Here is a 24,301-nt window from a genome sequence, read left to right on the forward strand (position 1 = left end):
AAATTGCTGCGTTCTGCACAGATGCGCAGCAGTTACGCAGAAATTTATCGCTTTCCCCTTGCCAGTCGTCAAGCCTGCCGCTAATATTCGTCCCCGCTGACAGCAGGCTGTTTTTAAAATGATTGCGACTGTCACAGCCCGCGTTCTTAGCTCAGTTGGTTAGAGCACCACCTTGACATGGTGGGGGTCGGAGGTTCGAGTCCTCTAGAACGCACCAGTGCGTCCGTAGCTCAGTTGGTTAGAGCACCACCTTGACATGGTGGGGGTCGGTGGTTCGAGTCCACTCGGACGCACCAATTGCAAAATCAAATGCACACCGCACCGTGGTCGGCGCACAGGAAACACACCGTCTTTATTGGCGTTCTTAGCTCAGTTGGTTAGAGCACCACCTTGACATGGTGGGGGTCGGAGGTTCGAGTCCTCTAGAACGCACCAGCGCTTTCTTGTCTTTTCGCTGATTTCACACACAACAAAAATGCAGGTTATCTGCACAATACTGCGGCTGCTTTTAATTGGTTTTCCGCTATTTTCGTGACTATAATAGCCTCCTTTGAGTGATTTGAATGGTTTCAGCCTATGGAAGAGCCTGATTTACTGCCTTTCTCTATTTGTTGCGCACTTGCGCGCTGGCCTTCTGCAAACCCTTGTTATCACTTCCACAGCATATTTTATCGCAATCTCCTATTCTTAACGTTGTATCGTTGCCTGTTACCACGCACCCAATTCCTCTTTCAGCCTGAGGCTGGAAGAAAAATACTCATCATTTATCTCAACTTACAGAAAACATTGTCATGAAAAAGACCAAAATTGTTTGTACTATCGGCCCGAAAACCGAATCTGAACAGATGCTGACTGACCTGCTGGATGCCGGCATGAACGTCATGCGACTTAACTTCTCTCATGGCGATTATGAAGAGCATGGTCGTCGTATCGCTAACCTGCGCAACGTGGTGAATAAAACTGGCCGCCAGGCGGCAATTTTACTGGATACCAAAGGGCCGGAAATCCGCACCATGAAGCTGGAAGGCGGTAAAGACGTGACGCTGCAAGCCGGCCAGACCTTCACTTTCACCACCGATCAGAGCGTGATCGGTAACAGCGAACGCGTAGCCGTCACCTACCCGGGTTTTACCAGTGATTTAAAAACCGGTAATACCGTGCTGGTTGATGACGGCCTGATCGGGATGGAAGTGACCTCGGTTAGCGGCAACAACGTAGTCTGTCGCGTACTTAACGGAGGCGACCTTGGGGAAAATAAAGGCGTTAACCTGCCGGGCGTTTCCATTCAGCTGCCGGCACTGGCAGAAAAAGACAAGCGCGACCTGATCTTTGGCTGCGAACAGGGCGTCGACTTTGTTGCGGCGTCTTTTATTCGCAAACGTTCTGACGTAGTGGAAATTCGTGAACATCTTAAAGCCCACGGCGGCGCTCATATTCAGATTATTTCCAAAATCGAAAACCAGGAAGGTCTCAATAATTTTGATGAAATTCTTGAAGCCTCAGATGGCATCATGGTTGCCCGTGGCGATCTCGGCGTTGAGATCCCGGTTGAAGAAGTGATTTTTGCGCAGAAAATGATGATCAAGAAGTGTAATAAAGCCCGCAAAGTAGTCATTACGGCAACCCAGATGCTGGATTCAATGATTAAAAACCCGCGCCCGACCCGGGCCGAAGCCGGTGATGTCGCCAACGCTATCCTCGACGGCACGGATGCAGTAATGCTGTCCGGCGAAAGCGCCAAAGGCAAGTATCCGCTGGAAGCCGTGCGTATCATGGCGACCATCTGTGAACGTACCGACCCGGTGATGAAAAGCCGCATAGAGATTAAAGATCCACAACACAGAATGCGCATCACTGAAGCAGTTTGTCGTGGTGCGGTTGAAACCGCCGAAAATCTTGAAGCCCCGCTGATCGTGGTGGCAACGGAAGGCGGTAAATCGGCTAAATCTGTGCGTAAATACTTCCCGCACGCCACCATTCTGGCGCTGACCACCAATGAAATCACTGCCCGTCAGCTGCTCCTGACCAAAGGCGTGCAAACCTCACTGGTGAATAAAATCGCCTCTACGGATGATTTCTACCGTCTCGGTAAAGAGGCCGCGCTGGCCAGCGGCTATGCGCGTGAAGGTGACGTCGTGGTGATGGTTTCCGGTGCACTGGTACCGAGTGGAACCACCAATACCGCATCGGTACATGCCCTTTAGTAAAGCGCCGGTTTTAAATATGTAACAGCGCCGGTCACGGCGCTTTTTTTTTGACAATAACCCCTGCTTTTCTTTTCTGAAAATAACCGGTGAATTTAACCTGACAATCACACTGTTTGTTAAGATTGCTCCGATTCAAGCTGTCTGTTTTCTCTGTTTTTTTATTTCTGTGCGATTAACAGCCGTTTCTTTGAGCGAACGATCAAATTTAAGCGTGTTATCAGCAAAAATTTATTCTCATCGCAAAAAAGTTTGTGTAATACTTGTAACGCTACATGGAGATTAACTCAATCTAGAGGGTATAAATAATGAATCGTACTAAACTGGTACTGGGCGCGGTAATCCTGGGTTCAACTCTGCTGGCTGGTTGCTCAAGCAACGCTAAAATCGACCAGCTGTCTACTGACGTTCAGACTCTGAACGCCAAAGTTGACCAGCTGAGCAACGACGTGAACGCTATGCGTTCTGACGTTCAGGCTGCTAAAGATGACGCCGCTCGCGCTAACCAGCGTCTGGACAACCAGGCTCACTCTTACCGTAAGTAAGAGTTCCTGTAAGAAAAATGGCGCACACTGTGCGCCATTTTTTTTGTCTCTGGCTGGCCGGAATCTGCGCCGCCTGCTGTCGCTGCTTGTTGTCACCTTGTTATGGCCTCTGCTCTTAGCGCAACGTCCCCTGCATTCACCAGCACCGGCATCCCTGAACGCCGGCTAAGGGCCTCGCTGATGACCTGCCCGTCGCTTTGTTTGCTGTGAATAAAGCGTTTCAACGCAGGGCTGATGGGAATCACCTTCGTCTGGGGATCATCCTGTTCAGAACGCGACAGCGGCTGATGTACCTCAATATAACGTTTGCCATCGGGTTCTATGGCGTATTTTACCGGCTGATTGATCACCTGAACCCGGGTACCTTGCGGCACGTTACTGAACAGGGTGGCTATATCATCCGGACGCAACCGGATACACCCGGAACTGACACGCATCCCGATGCCAAAATCCGCATTGGTACCATGAATCAAATAATGTCCTTTGCCATATGCCAGGCGCATGGCATAAAGCCCCGTCGGATTATCCGGACCTGCCGGAATAACCCCAGGCAGTCGGACGCCTTTTTCCGCGTAGCGTTTACGGATATTTGGCGTTGGTGTCCAGGTCGGATTGGGAATTTTCTGGCTAATAGTCGTAACCATACTGGGAGTAATCGCTCCCTGCTGACCAATGCCAATAGGATAAACGATGACTTTATTTTCGCCCGGCGGATAATAATACAGGCGAAGTTCAGCAAGATTGACCACAATGCCTTCGCGCCGGGTATCAGGCAGTAGCATTTGTTGTGGAATGATGAGCTCGCTGCCGGCCTCTGGCAGCCAGGGGTCGGTGCCGGGATTGGCCTCAAGTATCCCCAGCAAACCAACCTTATAGCGCGCGGCGATATCTTCAAGCGGACGTTTATTATCCGCCACCACCGTCGTCACATTCTCGCCAATCAGGCGACTGTCAGCCGGGGGTAAGGGATATTCAGTGGCAGTTGCCTGCTGCAGCCAGCCAGCAGCAGCAAAAGCAACCATCACCAGCAAACGACGGCGGGTAGTCATACAGCTCTCCCTGTAATTAGCATAAATGACAGCTGACTGGCAGCACGTTGCCGTCAGTCAGCGCCAGTCTGACTCAGGAAAGGCTTTCTGCCCGTTGGCGAATGGTGCGAATCATCGCTTCAAGGCCCTGGGTACGTGACGGCGTCAGGTGCTGAGTCAGCGCCAGATGTTCAAACCACGGTCGTACATCAAAGGCGACGATTTCAGCGGCGGTCATCTGTTGATACAGGATAAAAACAACGGCAATCAGCCCCTTCACAATCGCTGCATCACTGTCACCCTGCAGGCTGACTTTACCATCGCTGTCCTGATCAAGCAGAACCCAGACCTGGCTCTGGCAGCCGGATACTGCGTTTTCTGGCTGGTGCAAGGAATCAGATGATTCTGGTAATGCAGCACCCAACTCAATAATATACAGATATTTCTCTTCCCAGTTGGCGCAGCGATTAAAATTGCGCACCAGCTTCTCTTTATCTGGCAACGTTGCCATTTACTCCTCCTGCCCGCCCGGCATACTTAGCCAAGCAGACGGTGTATGCGTATCAGACCTTCCGCCAGCCGGTCTGCCTCTTCTTCAGTATTGTACATCGCAAAACTTGCCCGACACATGGCCGCAACGTTAAAGCGACTCATCAGCGGCATAGCACAATGATGCCCGGTGCGGATAGCAATGCCATACTGGTCGAGGAAACTACCGACATCATAGGCGTGGTGTTGCGCCAGATTAAATGAAATCACGCCCACGCCGTCGGCAGGACCGTAGGTGACTAGCCCAGGAACTGCCGCCAGCTTATTACGCGCATAATGCATTAGCTGATGTTCATAGGCGCTGATATTTTCCAGTCCCAGCTCACTGACGTAGCTCAGCGCCGCGCCCAGCCCCAGTATGCCGGCGGTATGGGGCGAGCCGGCTTCAAAACGCCAGGGGGCAGCATTCCAGCTGGTACCCTGTGTCAGGCTGACACTTTTAATCATTGACCCGCCTCCTTCCCACGGCGGCATCTCGTCAAGCAGTGCTTTGCGTCCATACAGCACGCCAATACCGGTCGGGCCATATATCTTATGGCCTGAAAAGACATAGAAGTCGCATCCCAGCGCCTGTACATCCACCGGTTGATGCATCACCGCTTGCGCGCCATCAATCAGGGTAGTGACGCCGGCAGCCCGCGCTTTCGCCACCATCTCCTTAAGCGGGTTAACCGTACCCAGTACGTTTGACACCTGGGTGATAGCCAGCAGCCGGGTGCGCTTATCCATCAGCGCATCAAGGCGACTGACATCCAGCCGGCCATCATCCGTCACCGGCAGGTAGCGCAATTCAGCGCCGGTGCGCGCTGCCAGCAGCTGCCAGGGCACGATATTAGCGTGATGCTCCATTTCGCTAATAATCAGGTTATCACCGGCTTTAATCTGCGTCTGGCCCCAGCTGTTCGCCACCAGATTAATGCCTTCCGTGGTACCACGTACGAAAATAATTTCTTCTGCCGAGGCCGCATGAATAAAGCGGGCAACCTGCTGACGGACATCCTCCATCTGGCCGGTGGCTTCAGCACTCAGGGTATGAATACCACGATGTACCGCCGCGTAACCATGCTGATAAAAATGACTTTCCGCGCTAATAACAGACTGCGGTTTTTGCGCACTGGCCGCACTGTCCAGATAGGCCAGCGGACGCCCGTTAACTTCACGCGTCAGAACGGGAAAATCCGCCCTGACGCGGCGGATATCAAAACTCATTCCAGGCCTCCCGGGAAGCGCAATGCGATACGGTCTAAAACCGCCGCTTTCAGCATGCTGTCGCTGATAGCTTCCGTCAGTTCAGCAGCAAAAGCATAGATAATCATGCGCTGCGCCGCCTGCTCATCAATACCGCGCGTACGCAGATAAAACATCTGTTCGTCATCAATGCGGCCGATGGTCGCCCCGTGACTGCATTTCACATCATCGGCATAGATTTCGAGCTGAGGTTTGGTATCCACTTCAGCCAGTCGCCCGAGCAACAGATTGTTGTTGGTCATCTGACCATCCGTTTTTAGCGCATGACGGGCAACGGTGATTTTGCCGTTGAATACCGCTTTAGCACGGTCGCGCACGATAGTTTTATGCAGCTGACGGCTGAGGCAGTAGCCTTTATTGTGTTCCAGATAACTTCGGGTATCACACACTTCTTTTTCCACCGGCAACACCAGGCTGTTTAACCGCAGTTCGCTGTTTTCGCCGTTGAGCTGCACGCTGGTGTGATGGCGTGTCAGGCCCGCGCCAAGTAAAAAGCTATGGCTTTCCACCCATGCATCGCGACCAACACGCATATCATTATGGGAAAAGTGGTAGCTGGCCGCACTCTCAAAACCGAGTTTATAGTGGCTGAGCCGGGCGTTGTCAGCAATATGGAAAGTCGTGCGGGCGCCGCTGAAATGGCCACAGTGGTCGAGACTGACATAGTGTTCAATCAGCGTCGCTTCTGCCCCCTCTTCCAGCTCCAGATGGTGACGGTAATGCAGCGTATTCATCGCATCGCTTCGCCCGCTGCTGATATGCAACAGATAGAGCGGACGTACTGCGCTTTTCCCCCGCGCCAGCCGCAGGCTGGTAACCTCTTCCGCCAGACTTTCTGTCAGATGTAAAAACACTTCCGGTTGGATCGGTGCATCAAGCTCATGACGTCGGGCCGACTGCTGAACGTCAACCTGGAACAGGTCGTAATTTTTGTCACTTAGGCTGGCATCAAAACGCCCGTCAATAAACACCAGCCTCACGGCGTCAATATCCAGCGCCAGTCCCGCCAGATCGGCGGCACTCAAAGGCGGTGAGCTTTCCGCGAGAGTAAAACGCTGAGCCAGCAGGCTATCAAGCGGCGTATAGCGCCAGTTCTCGTGTTTACGCGTAGGCAGACCCAGTCGCAGCACCTGCTGCCAGTGTTGCTGAGCCTGCATAGAGCGTTTATCACCACGGCTTTCAAATAAATGATGCCACTGCTGCAATGCGTTATCGTTACTCCTGGTCGGTAAGCCAGCCATAGCCCTGCTCCTCCAGCTGTTTCACCAGAGTAAAATCGCCTGATTTGACAATTTTTCCCTGATAAAGCACATGCACAAAATCCGGCTTAATGTAGTCGAGGATGCGCTGATAATGCGTGACAATAATAAACGCACGTTTGCCGTCACGCAGAGAGTTGACGCCGTTTGCGACAATTTTTAATGCGTCGATATCCAGACCGGAATCGGTTTCATCAAGGATACAGAGATCGGGCTCCAGCGCAGCCATTTGCAGAATATCGTTACGTTTCTTCTCACCACCAGAAAAACCCACATTGACTGAGCGGGTCAACAGATCTTCCGGCATTTTCAGCAGATGAATTTTATCTTCAATAAAGTCCTGAAAATCGAAGCGATCGAGTACCGGCTGTTCACGGTATTTTCTCACGGCATTGACCGCGGTTTGCAAAAAAAACTGATTACTGACGCCAGGAATTTCTACCGGATACTGAAAAGCCATAAAAATGCCTTCACCGGCGCGATCTTCCGGATCCAGTTCCAGCAAGTCTTTGCCCTTAAAGCTGACGCTTCCGCCACTTACCTGATACTCTTCCCGCCCGGCGAGGGTCGCTGACAGGGTACTTTTACCGGAACCATTGGGTCCCATAATGGCATGCACTTCGCCGGCTTTCACCTCGAGATTTAACCCGCGCAGAATGGCTTTTTCTTCAATATTTACCTGTAAATCTTTAATACTTAGCATGTTTTTTCCTTGGCGACACCACCGGGTGTCGGTGAAAAATCGCAGGCGTTTTAACCAACACTGTGTTCCAGACTGATAGCCAGTAGTTTTTGCGCTTCAACGGCAAATTCCAGCGGCAGTTCTGAAAATACATCTTTACAAAATCCATTAACAATCATCGAGATAGCATCATCTTCACTGATGCTACGCTGCAAACAATAAAACAGCTGATCCTCACCAATACGCGACGTGGTCGCTTCATGTTCCAGCTGGGCACTGTTATTGCGGGTTTCAACGTAAGGGAAAGTGTGGGCACCACAATCCGGACCGATCAGCATTGAATCGCACTGGGTGAAATTTCGCGCGTTGGTTGCCGTCGGCATAATTTTTACCAGACCACGATAAGTATTCTGGCTTTTACCGGCCGAAATTCCCTTAGATATAATGGTTGAGCGGGTATTTTTACCAATATGAATCATCTTGGTGCCAGTATCCGCCTGCTGACGGCCGCTGGTCAGCGCCACCGAAAAGAATTCACCCACCGAGTTATCACCACGCAAAATACAGCTAGGGTATTTCCAGGTAATCGCTGAACCCGTCTCAGACTGAGTCCAAGACATTTTACTGTTTTCACCTTCGCACAGCGCCCGTTTAGTGACGAAGTTCAGGATCCCCCCCTCACCTTCACCACCGGGAAACCAGTTTTGTACTGTGGAGTATTTCACTTCAGCATTTTTGTGGATGATCACTTCCACCACCGCCGCATGCAGTTGATAACTGTCACGCACCGGTGCTGAACAGCCTTCGATATAGCTGACATAGCTATCTTCATCGGCAATCAGGATAGTGCGTTCAAACTGCCCGGTTTTCGCCGCATTAATACGAAAATAGGTGGAAAGCTCCATCGGACAACGCACCCCTTTCGGGATATAAACGAAGGTGCCGTCGGAGGCGACCGCGGAATTCAGCGCGGCAAAGAAATTATCGTTATGGGGCACCACTGTGCCAAGGTATTGTTTTACCAGCTCAGGATGTTCCTGAATCGCCTCACCAAAGGAACAAAAGATAATGCCCTGTTCCGCCAGCTTATGGCGATAGGTAGTCGCCACCGAAACGGAATCAAAAATGGCGTCAACAGCCACTTCTTTACCTTCACGCACCGGCACACCCAGCTGGTCAAAGGCATTTTCCACTTCCTGAGTCAGGTAGTTGCTGGCTGGCTGCGCGCCGGATGTCTGTGTGGCACCTGGCTCCGAGGCACAGCTGTCATTACACACCCCGCATGAAGGTGCAGAATAGTAACTGTAATCCTGATAGTTTAATGCATCATAATGCGCTTTCAGCCAGTGCGGCTCTTCCATCTGTAGCCAGGCGTTATAAGCTTTAAGGCGAAATTCCAGCATCCATTCTGGCTCGTTGCGCTTAGCGGAAATCGCGCGCACCACGTCTTCACTGATGCCATGTTCCAGCTCATCAGTTTGCAGCTGAGTAAAGAAGCCCTCTTTGTACTTTTGCGGGCCACCTTCCCAGATATGTACCTCTTCAGATGCAGAGGCATCACCGTTACGAGACATAAGGATCACTCAATGCCAAAGCTTTCACCACACCCACAGGCGTGCTGCGCTTTAGGATTATTAAATTTAAATACCTGATTCAACCCTTCGCGGACATAATCCACTTGTGTACCATCAATAAAAGGCATTGCCTGCAGCGGCACATACAAATGTGCTCCCTGGTGGCTAAAGACCAAGTCATCGCTGGCGGGCTCTTTCACCAGATCCATGGTATAGCCAAAGCCGGCGCAACCCGACGGTTTAACCCCCAATCGTAGCCCTTTAACTTGCGGGTCACTGGCCACCAGCGTCAGGATTTGCCGGGCAGCGCCATCGGTCAGCGTCAGCCCCTTCCAGACAAAATCTTGCGGTGAAAATGATGCGGGATTTACAGATTGCATAAATTACCTCACTATGCGTTAGCCCTGCGGCTTTCCCTCTATGGTAGTTATAACAATACGTACTTCAACCTCTTGTTTTGCAGGGATAATATGAAATCGCTGTTTTTGCCTGATTATTCACTAAGTTTAGCCCCTTTCTGCTACCCTGCGCCGGGCTGAGGTTTTGATAATTGTTATTTTTATCCATTTGTTTTTAAAAAATTATTTCCTAATCGTTTCACATCGCACCGGACCAGCAAGCACATTAACTTCTTTTTTCACTGGAAAGATTGGTTTTACCGATTTCTGTAACAGAAAGCATATTCGGTTAAATGCGACAAGCGTATTGCTAATTTATCCGGGCGATATATGATAATAATTATCATTACCATAGAGGGTCGCTGTTACCGATGTCGCAATCTATTAATGCCTGGCTTCAGCAGCATATTGATGAATACAAATTCCGTCTCCGCGATCTGACCGTCGATTTTTATATGGCGCAGGCCAGACTCAATCGCCCCGAATGTCAGCTTGATCAGCTGCGCGGCTTTAATGACGCCTGCATGAATATGGCCGAACTCTGTCAGATGAACGGCGACGATGACAGCTATCTTCATGCCCTTGGTCGGCTGCATCAGCGCCTGCTGACCGAAGTCAGAAATACCCAGCGCGACAAACTGTTTCGCGCCCAGGCATGGCAACTGGCGCGGCATTCCCTGACGCGCTTGTGTCATCAGTTTGCGGTTAACGGCGAGTGGCAAAAAGCCAGCGCGTTGCAAACCGAATTTGTTAAATATGTCTGGTAATACCCCAGGCGTTATATTTCCAGCGAGGTTTGCGCCGGCATAACAGCCGGGTCGGGTATAAGCTCCAGTAACGCCTGCAAAGGATGGCGTACACCGCTGCCTTCAAAGCGCTTCACCTGACTGCGACAGGAATAACCGGTTGCCAGGCAACGCTGCCGCGGCAGTTTTTCCAGCGCCGGATGCCACGACTGCTGAAAAATTGCCAGCGAGTTTTCATGGTTGACCACTTCATGACCATAAGTCCCCGCCATACCACAGCAGCCGGTGCTGATACTTTTCAGCGTGGCGCCAAAACGGGCAAAAATGCCTTGCCATTGCTGCGGCGCCGTTGGCAGCGCCGTCACTTCGGTACAGTGGCCAAACAGATACCAGGCTTCACCACGGGCTGGGGCTTCTGGCTGGCTGGCTAATACCTGATGGAGCCATTCATGTACCAGCAGGACATGAAAATCACCGCGTTTATCCCCCAGTGACTGACGGTACTCATCGCGATAGCATAATACCAGCGCAGCATCGACCCCTACCATTGGCATACCCAGCCGGGCGACACGATTAAGCCACTCAGCGGTCTTTGCCGCGGTACGGGCAAAACGCTGAAGAAACCCTTTCACCTGCTGAGCCTTACCGTTCGGTGAAAATGGCAGCACCACTGGCTGAAATCCGAGTCGGGTAATTAAACGGACGAAATCAGCAACGAGCTGCGCTTCATAATAACTGGTAAAGGGATCCTGAACCACCAGCACCGTTTTGGCACGCTGTGCTGTGGTCAGTGCCTCCAGCTGCGCCAGGGTCATTGAAACCCCGGTATAGCCCGCCAGCTGCTGTTTCAGGGTGGGGGAAGAGAGCAGCGGTAGATCCACCATGCCAATATGCTGACGACTCAACTCGCGCAACCAGGGCTGGCGCAGAAAAAAATTGAAGGTTTTTGGCGCTTTGGCCATTAACGGAGCATAACTTTCCACGCTGGCAACCAGATAATCACTGGCCGGACGCAGGTAACGCGTGTGATAAAGCTGTAAAAAGCGCGCGCGAAAATCAGGCACATCTATCTTAATCGGGCATTGTGTTGAACAGGCTTTACAGGCGAGGCAGCCAGACATCGCCTCTTTCACTTCGTGCGAAAAATCATATTCACCGCGCCGGGCATGCCAGCTGTTACGCGTGCGCTGAATTAAACCGCGCAGGCTGATACGCTTCTCTGCCAGCTGTCTTTCCAGTTGCTGTGGATCAACACCCTGCTCTGCCAGTAGCCGCAGCCACTCACGCGTCAGCGTCGCCCGCCCTTTGGGCGAATGAATACGGTTAGCGGTCACTTTCATTGACGGACACATCGGGCTGTTGACATCAAAATTAAAGCACAACCCGTTGCCATTACATTCCAGAGCGCCACGAAACGCCTGACGTACCGTCACCGGGATCTGGCGGTCAAAACTGCCGCGTGTGGCAGAATCAACGCTTTTCATTTGCGCATCAACACCATATGGCGGACAGATTTTTCCCGGATTTAGCCGGTTTTTCGGATCGAACGCCGCTTTGATGCGCCGTAATTCGTCATACAGTTCAGCACCAAAAAACGCCGGGCTGTAACCCGCGCGAAAACCTTTACCGTGTTCCCCCCATAACAGCCCACCGTAACGCGCGGTCAGCGCCACAACTTCGTCGGACAGCGTTTTCATCAGTTTTTCCTGCTGAGGATCGCACATGTCGAGCGCCGGACGAACATGCAGCACCCCGGCATCCACATGCCCAAACATGCCATAACTGAGGTCATGGCTGTCGAGCAGCGCGCGGAATTCCGTAATATAATCAGCCAGATGTTCCGGTGGCACACAGGTATCTTCAACAAAAGGAATTGGTTTCGCACGCCCTTTGGCGTTGCCCAGTAAACCCACTGCTTTTTTTCGCATGGCATAAATACGTTCAATACCCTGCAAATCGCCACAGATTTGATAACCAATTACCCCGCTTTGCTGCGTGGAAATCAGCGTATCCAGTTTCTGGCAAAGGGCACTGAGTTGCGCCTCAATCAGCGCACTGTCATTACCGGCAAATTCGACGATATTCAATCCCTGCATGGTTTTGTCCGGGACATCGCTGATTAGCGCCTTGACCGAATGCCAGACAATGTCTTCCCGCGCCAGATTAAGCACTTTGGAATCAATGGTTTCTACCGACAGCGCATTGGCTTCCAGCATCAGCGGCGCATTGCGCAGCGCCGAATCAAAAGAATCATATTTAATATTAACCAGCCGGCGTACTTTGGGTAACGGCGTGATATCCAGCCTTGCTTCGGTAACCAGCGCCAGGGTTCCTTCCGCACCACACAGAATTCGCGTCAGATCAACCTGTTGCAGATCGTCGCTCAGCACGTGCCGCAAATCATAACCGGTAAGAAAACGATTCAAACGGGGAAATTTCTGCAAAATAAGCGCTCGCTGCTGGCGGCAACGCTCCAGTACCACGCGATAGATTTGCCCTTCCGCCGTATTTTCGCCGGCGAGCGTTTCTGCCAGCGCTACGGGTATTGCCCGGGTGTCAATAATATCCCCGCCGAGTAATACCGCACGCAAGCCAAGCACGTGATCAGAGGTTTTCCCATACACCAGCGATCCCTGTCCGGAGGCATCTGTGTTAATCATCCCCCCCAGCGTGGCGCGGTTGCTGGTAGACAGCTCAGGTGAAAAAAAGTAGCCATAAGGTTTAAGCCAGGCATTGAGCTGATCTTTTACCACCCCGGCTTCTACTTTGACCCAGCCTTCCTGCGGGTTTATCTCCAGAATACGGTTCATATAACGCGACATATCAACCACAATGCCCTGATTAAGCGCCTGGCCGTTTGTGCCGGTTCCGCCTCCTCGCGGGGTAAACACCAGCGATTCAAAGCGGGGATCGCCCGCCACGCGGGCAATCAAAGCCACATCGGCGGTGGAGCGGGGAAAAAGTACCGCATCGGGTAACAACTGATAAATGCTGTTATCCGTTGACATCGCCAGCCGATCGGCATAACTGGTAGCACTGTCGCCGGTAAAACCTTGCTGATTGAGGGTATCTAAAAACGTTAGCACCAGCTGTATCAGTCCTGGCGCCTGGGAAATCTGTGGGATCATTATCAGGTGACCAACTCGGTTAAATGAATGCTGGGATTAATCCCGGTTCCTGGAGTACCGCAGTGATGTTTTTATCATATTTTTCTACTGACTGCCTCTACTCTGCCACTTATCATGATGCAGCCGCTTTAGGCCTGTAAAAAACTGCAGATATATATCATGCTTACTATGTTGTCCGCCGCCTCCCGATTCCGGCAAGCGGTCTGTCTCTCTTATCCAATAATTAAAGGAAGTGCCGCTGCATGAATCTGTCGCAAAAGGAGTGGGATTTAACACAAATCGTCTTCCTGTTGATGTTCATTACGCTTTTAATCCTGGCCTGCTTCTGGGTGGTCCAGCCCTTTATCCTGGGTTTTGCATGGGCAAGCATGGTTGTCATCGCGACCTGGCCACTGATGTTACGTATTCAGCACTGGCTTTGGGGACGGCGCAGCCTGGCGGTGGTGGTCATGACGCTGCTGCTGTTGCTGCTGTTTATCCTTCCGGTTGCCTTGCTGGTCAGCGGCCTGATTGATAACAGCGCGCCAGTGGTTGCCTGGGTGACCTCCGGCCACCTGCAGCTACCGGAACTGGCCTGGCTGAAAAGTATTCCGCTGGCAGGTGATAAGCTCTATGCCGGCTATCACAGCCTGGTGGCCGGCGGTGGCGATGCGCTGATGGCGAAATTACAGCCCTACATCGGCCGTACTACCGGATTTTTTATGGCGCAGGCCGGCCATTTTGGCCTGCTGATGATGCATCTTGGCCTGATGTTGTTATTCAGTATTCTGCTTTACTGGCGCGGTGAACAGGCCGGCAACGGTATTCGCCATTTTGCTTTTCGCCTCGCCGCCCGTCGCGGTGATGCCGCAGTCTTACTGGCCGCTCAGGCAATACGTGCCGTGGCGCTTGGGGTGGTGGTAACCGCGCTGGTGCAGGCTATCCTCGGTGGTCTCGGTCTGGCTATCTCAGGCATTCCCTATGCCACGCTGTTAACGGTTTTGATGTTTTTATGTTGTCTGGTTCAGCTCGGCCCGCTGGTGATCCTGATCCCCGCGATTATCTGGCTCTACTGGAGCGGCGACACAACCTGGGGCACCGTCCTGCTGGTCTGGAGCTGCGTGGTGGGTACGCTTGATAACGTGTTGCGGCCGATGCTGATTCGCATGGGCGCCGACCTGCCGATGATTTTGATTCTGTCCGGGGTTATCGGCGGCCTGATCGCGTTTGGCATGATCGGCCTGTTTATCGGCCCGGTAGTCCTGGCCGTATCCTACCGACTATTGTCGGTTTGGATGCATGAGTCTCCGGCGCCTCAGGACGCGCCTGAAGAAGTTGTTGAAGCACTTAGCGAAGAAACAGAAGTATAAACTGGCGGGCGGCTCGGGTGACTAATGCTGCCCCACCAATGTCTTCACCGCCCGCAATTCATAGTGGTGAATTGCGGTTTCACCACGGTGCAACGCACGCAGTGAGGCAGTAATAAATAGTTCAGATAATCTGTATAAATAGCTAACTAACTAAATAGTTGCCGGGCGTAAACCCTCTTGTTCACTGATGATTTTTAACCATCAATGCCATGAAATCGCCTTATCCAGACCAGTAATGGTTAACCGGCTTTAAACTATTAAGATGATTCTTAGAGACGCCTTTAACCACACTGAATAGTATGATGACTATGTTGAAATCAACTCTCTGATTTTTCAACGACCTTTCCCTGAGTAAAGTGAAGAATTGCTGTGTGTAGTCTTTGCCCATCCTATGAGATGGGCTTTTTTTTAACGCGCTTGATTACCTGCCGGGTTCATCCTGCAACAGGGTTGATAAAATTTTTCCAGCGCAACAACTCAGCGCACAATAGTCATCGGTACGGTGTTTGTGGCCGCTACCGGCAGACAATTTTCAGGTAAAAAAAATCCCGCAACCTCCGGGTAGCGGGACCGCTGCATACTGCCTGAGTGCACAGGCTGAACCGTCGCGTTACCGGCCAGCTTTTGCCCCCTCAGCGCTTTAGTGTTGTAACTGTGACAAAGACAGCCAGGTTTGTACTACGGTATCCGGGTTTAACGACAGGCTGTCGATACCCTCAGCCATCAGCCAGGCGGCAAAATCTTCGTGATCTGACGGTCCCTGACCGCAGATACCGACATATTTCCCCTGTGCCTTAGCGGCTTTGATAGCCATCGACAACAGCGCTTTCACCGCATCATTACGCTCATCAAATAGCTCGGACACCACGCCAGAGTCCCTGTCCAGCCCCAGCGCCAGCTGCGTCATATCATTGGAACCAATGGAGAAACCATCAAAGTATTCAAGAAATTGTGCCGCCAGCAGAGCGTTGGAAGGAATTTCACACATCATAATAAGCTTAAGACCGTTCTCGCCGCGTTTAAGTCCCTGACGCGCCAGTTCTTCAACTACCGCTTTAGCCTGGGCAACCGTGCGGACAAAGGGGATCATAATCTCAACGTTAGTCAGCCCCATTTCATCACGCACCCGCTTGACCGCCGCACACTCCAGCGCGAAGGCAGCGCGGAAGCTGTCAGAAACATAACGTCCGGCGCCGCGGAAACCCAGCATCGGGTTTTCTTCTTCCGGCTCATAACGTTCACCTCCCACCAGATTGGCGTATTCGTTTGATTTGAAATCACTCAAACGTACGATGACCCGTTTAGGAGAAAAAGCCGCGCCAAGGGTGGCAATGCCCTCTGTCAGGCGGGCAACGTAGAATTCGACCGGATCGTCAAAGCCTTTCATCATCTCACGAATCTGTTTTTGCAATTCAGGCGTCTGCTGATCAAACTCCAGCAGAGCACGTGGATGAACGCCAATCATGCGATTAATAATAAACTCCAGACGTGCCAGACCAACCCCTTCGTTGGGCAGACAGGCAAAATCAAACGCCCGATCGGGATTGCCGACGTTCATCATGATTTTTAGCGGCAACGGCGGCATTTCATCTACCTGGGAACTGGTTACTTCAAAATCCAGCAAATCGTCATATACATAGCCAGTATCCCCTTCCGCGCAGGAAACGGTAACTTTATGACCATCTTTAATTTTATCGGTGGCATCACCGCAACCCACCACTGCCGGAATACCGAGTTCACGTGCGATAATGGCCGCATGGCAGGTCCGTCCGCCGCGGTTTGTTACAATCGCCGCCGCTTTTTTCATAATGGGTTCCCAGTCGGGGTCAGTCATATCGGTGACCAGCACATCCCCTTTCTGGATACGATTCATTTCACTGATATCATGAATCACTTTCACTTCACCGGCACCAATGCGGTGTCCGATCGCCCGTCCCTCAATGACGACTTTCCCTTTGCCTTGCAGGCTGTAACGTTCCATCACCTGGCCATTAGAGCGAACGGTTTCCGGCCGGGCCTGTACAATAAACAGTTTGCCGGTATGACCATCTTTTGCCCACTCAATATCCATCGGACGCTGATAATGCTGCTCAATCAATACCGCCTGACGCGCCAGCGCTTCAACCTCGTCATTAGTCAGGCAGAAACGATCGCGCTGGTTTTCCGCCACCTCTTCCACTTTGACCTGCTGGCCGTGTTCGCGCGAGTCGGCATAAACCATACGCACTTTTTTCGACCCCATATTACGGCGCACAATCGCCGGACGGCCCGCAGCCAGCGTCGGTTTATGCACATAGTATTCGTCAGGGTTAACTGCGCCCTGAACCACCATTTCGCCAAGACCCAGCGCCGCGGTGATAAACACCACCTGATCAAAACCTGATTCGGTATCAATGGTAAACATCACACCGGAAGCCGCCAGATCGGAGCGCACCATACGCTGTACCCCGGCAGAGAGTGCCACGCCGCGATGATCATAGCCCTGATGCACGCGATAAGAGATAGCTCTGTCGTTAAACAATGAAGCATAGACGTGCTTAACGGCGGTCATTACCGCATCCATTCCCTGAACATTAAGGAACGTCTCCTGCTGTCCGGCGAAGGATGCATCTGGCATATCTTCTGCCGTTGCCGATGAGCGCACCGCAAAGGATGCCTCGCTGTCATCGGCGGACAAACGTTGATATGCGTCGCGGATTGCCGTTTCCAGCGCCGGCTGGAAAGGGGTTTCAACGATCCATTGACGAATTTGTTTACCGGCTCTGGCCAGTTCATCAACGTCATCCACGTTGGTTTTATCGAGCAAATCATAGATCCGCTGATTCACGCCGCTTTGATCGAGAAACTGATTAAACGCATCGGAAGTCGTGGCAAAACCATTTGGCACCGCGACGCCAACCGAAGACAGATTAGTGATCATTTCACCCAGAGAGGCATTCTTCCCCCCTACCCGATCAACATCATTCATACCTAGCTGGTCGTACCAGAGCACGAGCGGCATATCACTTTTCGTGGACATTGAAACTATCCTTTTATCATTCAGTCAGGAATGGGATGCAAAAACTGGTATTACACGTTCTGTTCTGAGCCTGGCACAATTATCCGGATTAAATAAAGTGGTGAATCGAGAAAGTAATTAAAAAAGCACTTTTTTAAGAAAACTCCGCGCGCCAAGTAAATTTGCGCAACAAAAATAAGTCACAACACGCTGATTTTATTTACGTTACCATCAGGCATCCCCCCAGCCCTTCCGGCCTGTTGCGCAACTGATATTAATGAAAAAAAGGCATGATTTTTAAATTAGCTGTATCAAAAAGGAATGACAAATAGCCATGTTGTTGCTGTTATCTTAATTATTCCGCGACTAAATCAGTCGTGGACTACACGCGCTGGCGAAGAGTATTCTGATTAATATTTGCAATATTATTTCGTGCCGGCGGCCATTTTTACGTTACTCTTTGCTACAGCTTTCCGTTGCTCAGGAGAAGATATGGACACCCCCAGCGAACGCAGCGTATTTTACATTTCAGATGGCACTGCCATCACCGCCGAAGTACTGGGACATGCAGTATTGTCACAGTTTCCGGTGGCGACACACAGCGTCACTTTGCCCTTTGTGGAAAACGTTCAGCGGGCGCAGGCCGTTAAAGCGCAAATTAACGCCCTCTATCAGCAAAGCGGCGTCAGGCCACTGGTGTTCATTTCAATAGTCACCCAGCAAATTCGCGACATTATTTTGCAAAGTGAGGGATTTTGTCAGGATATTGTTCAGTCGCTGGTAGCCCCCCTGCAACAGGAATTAGGCATCGCCCCGGCACCGGTCGCCAATCGTACCCATGGGCTGACCGCCAGTAATCTGGGAAAATATGACGCACGCATCGCGGCAATTGATTACACCCTGGCCCACGATGATGGTATCTCACTGCGCGGACTGGAAGATGCCCAGATTATCCTGCTGGGGGTTTCCCGTTGCGGTAAAACGCCTACCAGCCTCTATCTTGCCATGCAGTTTGGCATACGCGCCGCCAACTATCCTTTTATTGCCGATGATATGGATAATCTTAAACTGCCAGCAGCACTGAAAGCTTTTCAGCATAAGCTTTTTGGCCTGACCATCGATCCGGAGCGGCTGGCCGCCATTCGTCAGGAGCGTGCTGAAAACACCCGTTATGCTTCGCTGCGTCAGTGCCGGCTGGAAGTGGGTGAAGTCGAAGCGCTGTTTCGTACCCATCAGATACGTTATCTCAACAGTACCAACTATTCGGTGGAAGAGATCGCCACCCGCATACTGGATATTGTCGGGCTGAACCGTCGCATGTTTTAGCCGCTTGCTTTGTTGTCACAGCCTGGGTGTTGGTAGCAGACAACAGGTGCAAGAAGTGCTGGCAGGCGGTTGAAATTACCCGCCATTGGTTTATTGTGATCCTCATCACTTCGCAGCCTGATGCCGAAGCAAAGTACAACATTTTCAGAGAGTCACATGAACAAAACCGATGAGTTGCGCTCCGCGCGCATTGATACGCTTATTACACCAGGTGAACTGGCACGCAGACTGCCGCTGACAGCGGCGATCGCCGAAAATGTGACAATGTCACGAAACCGTATCAGCCAGATTCTTTCCGGGCGGGACAACCGCTTACTGGTCATTGTTGGCCCCTGTTCCCTGCACGATCCGCAGGCAGCCCTTGACTACGCCACACGTCTGCAGGTTTTACGCACACAGCTCAGTGACCGCCTTGAAATCGTGATGCGCGCTTATTTTGAAAAACCACGCACCGTAGTCGGCTGGAAAGGCCTGATTTCCGATCCCCATCTTGACGGCAGCTACCGGGTCAATGAAGGTCTGGCCATCGCCCGTCAGCTTTTGCTGGATATCAACGCACTGGGTATGCCCACCGCCACCGAGTTTCTGGATATGGTCATTGGCCAGTTTATTGCCGATCTAATCAGCTGGGGCGCAATCGGCGCACGCACCACAGAAAGTCAGATCCATCGCGAGATGGCATCCGCACTCTCCTGCCCGGTTGGTTTTAAAAACGGTACCGACGGGAATACCCGGATAGCCATTGATGCTATCCGCGCCGCCCGCGTCAGCCATATGTTCCTGTCGCCGGATAAATCTGGCCAGATGACCATTTATCAGACCAGCGGTAATCCGGACGGACATATCATTATGCGCGGCGGTAAACAGCCAAATTATCATCCGCAGGATATTGCTGAGGCAGTCGCCGGGCTGCGTGAGTTCGGTCTGACAGAACGCCTGATTATTGATTTCAGTCACGCTAACTGTCTTAAGCAACATCGCCGGCAGCACGATGTTGCCGCCGCTGTCGCCCGGCAAATTCGTGACGGACAGCAGGCAATAGCCGGGGTGATGATTGAAAGTTTTCTGCAGGAAGGCAATCAGCAGGTGCGCAACGATACCCCGCTGGTTTATGGTCAGTCAATCACCGACCCATGCCTTGGCTGGCAAGACACTGAAGCGGTGCTGGCACAGCTTTATGACGCTGTTGCCAGCCGGTTGTAATCCGTCATCATGGTGTGACCGTTGTGGCGCCGGTGATAGTAACCTGGGCTAAGAGCCAGAATCCGGCGTCCGGCCACCTGCGATTGCCTTTAGCCGGAATTAACTCGAACAGCTAACCTCCAGCCTTTTCCCCCATTCCGGCGGTCGTTGCAGGTAGTCGCTGTTACTCTGTGCAACAGTAAATGGATTTAGCAGCGCCTGATGTAAACGCGTCAGTTCACTGATATCGTCGGTTTGCGCTTTTTCAATCGCCTGTTGCGCCAGATAATTACGCAGCACCAGTGCTGGGTTAACCGCTTTCATTGTCTGTTGCCGCGTGACATCATCACACTCATCCCGCAGCAGGCGCTGGCGGTACAATGCATACCAGCTGTCAAACGCCTGGCGATCAATAAACTCGTCACGTAACGGTGAACGCATCTGCCCCTGTTCCGTCTCGCTTAGCAGACGAAAAATGCGGGTATAATCGCTGCCTTCTTTTGCCATCAGCGCCAGCAGCCCGGTGAGGATATTATTATCGTCTTCAGCAGCCTGCATCAGGCCCAGTTTTGCCCGCATGCGCTCGCCCCAGACTTTCATCAGCATCGGTTCATAGGCGGCCAGCGCCTGGCTAAGCTGGTCATGACTCATCAGCCCGCAAAGGGCATACGCCAGCCGGTTAAGATTCCATAATCCCACCGATGGCTGATTATCAAAAGCATAACGCCCCCGGTAATCACTGTGGTTGCAAATAAACCCCGGCTGATAATCATCCATAAAACCATAAGGCCCATAATCCAGCGTCAGACCCAGCAACGACATGTTATCGGTATTCATCACCCCGTGGGCAAAACCACAGCTTTGCCAGAGCGCAATCAGCCGGGCGGTGCGCTGCACCACATCGGTAAACCACAATAGATAGCGGTCCTGCTGCTCCACCAGCTGCGGCCAGTGATGACGAATGGCATAGTCTGCCAGACGCCTGACCTGCTCCGGCTGACCTGCATAGTGAAAATGCTCAAAGTGGCCGAAACGCAGGTGACTGCTGGCGACCCGAAGTAACATAGCCCCGCGCTCTTTTTGCTCCCGGTAAACCGGTTCATCACTGGTAACCACCGTCAGTGCCCGGGTGGTGGGAATGCCAAGCCCGTGCAGCGCTTCAGAAGCAAGAAATTCACGCAGCGTCGAACGCAATACCGCCCGGCCGTCGCCCATCCGTGAATAGGGTGTCAGACCCGCACCTTTCAGATGCCAGTCAAACTGCCGGCCGTCAGCCAGCTGCTGTTCTCCCAGCAGCATGCCACGCCCATCGCCAAGCTGACCGGCCCAGACACCAAACTGATGGCCGCTGTATACCTGTGCCAGCGGCTGCATTCCGGCAGCCAGGCGTTCTCCACCCCAGAGCTGGCTGTGCCCGGGGCTGAACCAGTGGCTTTCCAGCCCCAGTTCATCAGCCAGAGGCTGACTGTGATACAGCAAACGTGCCTGCTGCAATGGCTGAGGAGAAACCGTGGTGTAAGTGCCTTTCAGCTCACTGAACCAGCTGTTATTAAACTTCATTACTGCTCCGCCAGGGGGATGTTGATTATCCCGCGTTATGCCTGTTCCGATCAGTGCAGGCAGACGTGAAAAGGAATACCGCCAGCCGCCTGATTAACCCGGGTCGGCAACCAGAACGGCAGGAGCAGGAAGTAAATCTGGCAATCCCGCTTCACTGACCACCGGGAAAAGCGTGCCGGCAACGCCATCAATATCAAACTGGCGGATTATCTGCATCATGGCCGCGCTGTCTACCCCCTGCACCACCAGCTGCTGGCAATAAGGCCGGACATTCTTCACTATGGCATTAAAGAAAGGATTAAAGGAAATTTTTCCTATTTGCTGATGTAAAAAACTCTTATCAAGAGTAATGCGTTTAAACAGTGAGTCATACACCGCTTTAGAATTTGCCTTCCCTGCACCATAATTAGCCAGTGACATCGGATTAATATGATACAAACACTTTAAAATATCGTTTTCAATCCCCTGATTAATACCAGAAAATTGTTCTGAAATTTCCAATTCAAGCGTCTTAATTGCTGCTAACCGATGCTGAAGAAACTCACTATTTACAATAGTTTTAGCCGTCCAGTCATCAACAGCAATAATCACATAAATTTTATTTTCAGACAAAAAAGAGGATATTTTTTCAGCAACCTGAAGTTTTTTCTGTAATAAATTCAGGCGCTGTTTTTCATCCAGCTGCGGCAGCATCAGTTCCTGTGGAATTGAAACGTTGGCGCTACTTTGATGAAAATGAAGCTGTAATGTGACCGACAGAAGTTTCCCATCAGGACGATAGGTAGGAGAAAAAACTGTGGAACCGGTATAATCTGCTTCCAGATGGACTTTCATGTTGTTCAGCCATATTCAGGAGGCAACTGGCGCATCCTATATCAACCTTTTGTGACAATCAATAGTACTTAACGTTAATAATAATACCGCTGAACCTATCTTTTTTCGAGTAAGATTATGCTGACCACTTTGCTGATCACAATCGGCGTGCCTGCCAAAAGTTTTTTTTCCAGTAAATATTATCCAGCGATGAACGCACTACGCCCTGGCTGGTTGACGCATGAATAAACTGGTTATCAGTGTCATATATTCCGACATGTAATCCGTTTTCACCTGCACCTGTTTTAAAAAATACCAGGTCACCCGGCAATAAGTCTTGTTTATCAATCCGGGTGCCGACCGCGGTCTGTGCTTCGGTAGTACGCGGGAGTTGTAAAGCAAATCGATCGCGCATTGTCAGATAGACAAACCCTGAACAGTCAACGCCCTGCCGCGACATACCGCCGTAACGATAGGGTGTTCCGCGCCACTGAGAAAGCTGATCGTTTAGCTGCGCTATTACCGCAATAGAATCAGCCAAACGCCCATCAGGCGGCGGCGCACGATGATGACTGCTACAGCCAGCCAGCATCAATATCAGCAACAGAATCCTCAGGCGCAGCATAATCTTTCCTTGCCAGTTAAGCAGATAAATTAACGATAGTCGTTTTCCGCCAGCACCGTTACTTTGCCACCGGTTAATCCGAACCTCATGGTACGGCCGCCAATAAAATGTGCTCCCGACCGGACTGCACTCAGTAACCGCGCGCTAGCGCAATGGCTGCCGGCATGCTGAATGATATCGCGGCACCATCGCCTGCTGAATACGCCGGCGCGTAAATCAAAGCATCGCAACGGCCGCCCGGACTCAGGGCACTAAAACATTGCCTGCCCGCAGCAGGCGCTGGCGGCAGCTTTTATTCAGTAAAGTGGATCATTTCAGCGTCAGCAACTCAGCCTACGGCAATCGCGATGCCGGGCTGACATCAGCCCGGGCACGTTTATATCAGGCGCTCAGAGCCTGTTCAATCCGGGCAATAATGTGTTGATCATCCGGTAGCATATCGGGTGAAAAACGTGCGTTCGGCACGCCGTGACGGTTAACCAGAAATTTTTCAAAATTCCATAAAATATCGCCGGTTTGCTTCGGCGCACGCCCTTTACTCACCATGCGCGCCAGAAAACCACTGTCCGCCGGCGCTATTGCTGCCGGTTGTGCCGCCACCAGCTGCTGATAAAGCGGATGACGATGGGGACCGTTAACGTCTATTTTATGGCTCATCGGGAAGGTAATGCCGTAGGTCGTACTACAAAAAGTCTTAATTTCCTGTTCGCTGCCGGGTTCCTGCTCAAGGAACTGATTACATGGAAAGCCAATAACGTTAAATCCCTGTTGGTGATACTTTTTCTGTAAGGCTTCCAGCTGGGCATACTGTGGTGTCAGGCCACATTTTGATGCCACATTCACCAGCAGCAGGACCGAACCCTGCCACTGCCCTAAGGTCGTATTTTCACCATCCAGCATGGTTATTGGTGTTGCATAGAGATCCATCACGCTCCCCTTATCTGCATTGTGTTTATCAGGCAGGCTATCATGCGTCAGGCAATGATAACCAGATAAATAGCTCAGTCGCCAGGTCGGGCGGTTCCTTTAACCTGTCTGAGCCAGCTATAGAGGATTATCAGATGATCCCGGCCGCCAGCGCATGGAA

General features: G+C 51.7%; 19 protein-coding genes, 3 tRNA genes and 1 other RNA gene. 10 read left to right on the forward strand and 13 right to left on the reverse strand.

The window, feature by feature from the left end:
* The first annotated feature begins 140 nt into the window (after positions 1-140).
* From BL249_RS10140 to BL249_RS10160, 5 genes are all read left to right on the forward strand, one after another.
* Positions 141-217: transfer RNA gene (locus BL249_RS10140), tRNA-Val, on the forward strand.
* 2 nt (positions 218-219) lie between these two features.
* Positions 220-296 (forward strand) — tRNA-Val (locus BL249_RS10145).
* Positions 297-358: 62 nt separating this feature from the next.
* Positions 359-435: transfer RNA gene (locus BL249_RS10150), tRNA-Val, on the forward strand.
* A gap of 356 nt (positions 436-791) precedes the next feature.
* Positions 792-2,204, forward strand: coding sequence for a pyruvate kinase PykF (gene pykF, locus BL249_RS10155; RefSeq protein ID WP_099704768.1), 1,413 nt, complete (start codon positions 792-794; stop codon positions 2,202-2,204).
* Between the two features lie 308 nt (positions 2,205-2,512).
* Positions 2,513-2,749 (forward strand): major outer membrane lipoprotein, encoded by a 237-nt coding sequence (locus BL249_RS10160; protein WP_013201929.1) that lies wholly within the window; start codon positions 2,513-2,515, stop codon positions 2,747-2,749.
* A gap of 92 nt (positions 2,750-2,841) precedes the next feature.
* On the opposite strand, the gene BL249_RS10170 is transcribed toward BL249_RS10160, so the two are convergent.
* The 7 genes from BL249_RS10170 to sufA form a co-directional block, all read right to left on the reverse strand.
* On the reverse strand, positions 2,842-3,771 hold the full coding sequence (locus BL249_RS10170; protein WP_241898875.1) for a L,D-transpeptidase family protein: 930 nt from the start codon (positions 3,769-3,771) through the stop codon (positions 2,842-2,844).
* 100 nt (positions 3,772-3,871) lie between these two features.
* Positions 3,872-4,288, reverse strand: coding sequence for a cysteine desulfuration protein SufE (sufE, locus tag BL249_RS10175; RefSeq protein WP_099704765.1), 417 nt, complete (start codon positions 4,286-4,288; stop codon positions 3,872-3,874).
* Between the two features lie 26 nt (positions 4,289-4,314).
* Positions 4,315-5,535 (reverse strand): cysteine desulfurase SufS, encoded by a 1,221-nt coding sequence (gene sufS / locus BL249_RS10180; protein WP_099704764.1) that lies wholly within the window; start codon positions 5,533-5,535, stop codon positions 4,315-4,317.
* Positions 5,532-6,815 (reverse strand): Fe-S cluster assembly protein SufD, encoded by a 1,284-nt coding sequence (gene sufD / locus BL249_RS10185; RefSeq protein WP_099704763.1) that lies wholly within the window; start codon positions 6,813-6,815, stop codon positions 5,532-5,534. Before sufD ends, sufS begins: the two co-directional genes overlap by 4 nt.
* A complete protein-coding gene (sufC, locus tag BL249_RS10190) occupies positions 6,790-7,536 on the reverse strand; it encodes a Fe-S cluster assembly ATPase SufC (RefSeq protein WP_099704762.1) in 747 nt (248 codons plus the stop codon). The genes sufD and sufC overlap by 26 nt, the downstream gene beginning before the upstream one ends.
* A 50-nt stretch (positions 7,537-7,586) precedes the next feature.
* A complete protein-coding gene (sufB, locus tag BL249_RS10195) occupies positions 7,587-9,089 on the reverse strand; it encodes a Fe-S cluster assembly protein SufB (protein WP_099704761.1) in 1,503 nt (500 codons plus the stop codon).
* Between the two features lie 5 nt (positions 9,090-9,094).
* On the reverse strand, positions 9,095-9,469 hold the full coding sequence (gene sufA / locus BL249_RS10200; RefSeq protein WP_099704760.1) for a Fe-S cluster assembly scaffold SufA: 375 nt from the start codon (positions 9,467-9,469) through the stop codon (positions 9,095-9,097).
* A 389-nt stretch (positions 9,470-9,858) separates the two neighbouring features.
* On the opposite strand from sufA, the gene BL249_RS10205 reads away from it, so the two are divergent.
* Positions 9,859-10,254 carry a hypothetical protein gene (locus BL249_RS10205; protein ID WP_099704759.1) on the forward strand — a complete coding sequence of 132 codons (396 nt, stop codon included), beginning with the start codon at positions 9,859-9,861 and terminating at the stop codon, positions 10,252-10,254.
* A gap of 11 nt (positions 10,255-10,265) precedes the next feature.
* On the opposite strand, the gene ydiJ is transcribed toward BL249_RS10205, so the two are convergent.
* A complete protein-coding gene (gene ydiJ / locus BL249_RS10210) occupies positions 10,266-13,361 on the reverse strand; it encodes a D-2-hydroxyglutarate dehydrogenase YdiJ (RefSeq protein WP_099704758.1) in 3,096 nt (1,031 codons plus the stop codon).
* A gap of 242 nt (positions 13,362-13,603) precedes the next feature.
* Here ydiJ and ydiK point away from each other — a divergent pair, with 242 nt between their 5' ends.
* Complete coding sequence (gene ydiK, locus BL249_RS10215) at positions 13,604-14,710, forward strand: AI-2E family transporter YdiK (RefSeq protein ID WP_099704757.1); 1,107 nt, start codon at positions 13,604-13,606, stop codon at positions 14,708-14,710.
* Between the two features lie 306 nt (positions 14,711-15,016).
* Positions 15,017-15,122: antisense sRNA RprA (gene rprA / locus BL249_RS10220), an RNA gene on the forward strand.
* A 228-nt stretch (positions 15,123-15,350) separates the two neighbouring features.
* Here rprA and ppsA read toward each other — a convergent pair.
* Positions 15,351-17,729 (reverse strand): phosphoenolpyruvate synthase, encoded by a 2,379-nt coding sequence (gene ppsA / locus BL249_RS10225; protein WP_099704756.1) that lies wholly within the window; start codon positions 17,727-17,729, stop codon positions 15,351-15,353.
* Between the two features lie 471 nt (positions 17,730-18,200).
* Here ppsA and ppsR point away from each other — a divergent pair, with 471 nt between their 5' ends.
* Positions 18,201-19,034: a posphoenolpyruvate synthetase regulatory kinase/phosphorylase PpsR gene (gene ppsR, locus BL249_RS10230; protein ID WP_099704755.1), complete on the forward strand. Its 834-nt coding sequence runs from the start codon at positions 18,201-18,203 to the stop codon at positions 19,032-19,034.
* A gap of 156 nt (positions 19,035-19,190) precedes the next feature.
* A complete protein-coding gene (locus BL249_RS10235) occupies positions 19,191-20,237 on the forward strand; it encodes a 3-deoxy-7-phosphoheptulonate synthase (RefSeq protein WP_099704754.1) in 1,047 nt (348 codons plus the stop codon).
* A gap of 99 nt (positions 20,238-20,336) precedes the next feature.
* Here the strand turns inward: BL249_RS10235 and BL249_RS10240 are convergent, their stop codons facing one another.
* From BL249_RS10240 to BL249_RS10255, 4 genes are all read right to left on the reverse strand, one after another.
* Entirely contained in the window at positions 20,337-21,776 is a 1,440-nt protein-coding gene (locus BL249_RS10240) for a protein adenylyltransferase SelO (protein WP_099704753.1), read from the reverse strand.
* Between the two features lie 93 nt (positions 21,777-21,869).
* Complete coding sequence (locus BL249_RS10245) at positions 21,870-22,610, reverse strand: EAL domain-containing protein (RefSeq protein ID WP_099704752.1); 741 nt, start codon at positions 22,608-22,610, stop codon at positions 21,870-21,872.
* A gap of 136 nt (positions 22,611-22,746) precedes the next feature.
* Positions 22,747-23,214 (reverse strand): C40 family peptidase, encoded by a 468-nt coding sequence (locus tag BL249_RS10250; protein ID WP_446717684.1) that lies wholly within the window; start codon positions 23,212-23,214, stop codon positions 22,747-22,749.
* A gap of 381 nt (positions 23,215-23,595) precedes the next feature.
* The gene (locus tag BL249_RS10255; protein ID WP_099704751.1) at positions 23,596-24,141 is read right to left on the reverse strand and encodes a glutathione peroxidase; all 546 of its coding nucleotides are present in this window, start codon (positions 24,139-24,141) and stop codon (positions 23,596-23,598) included.
* Positions 24,142-24,301 lie beyond the last annotated feature (160 nt).

Source organism: Erwinia sp. OLFS4 (genome assembly GCF_002752165.1).
Lineage (GTDB): Bacteria > Pseudomonadota > Gammaproteobacteria > Enterobacterales > Enterobacteriaceae > Izhakiella.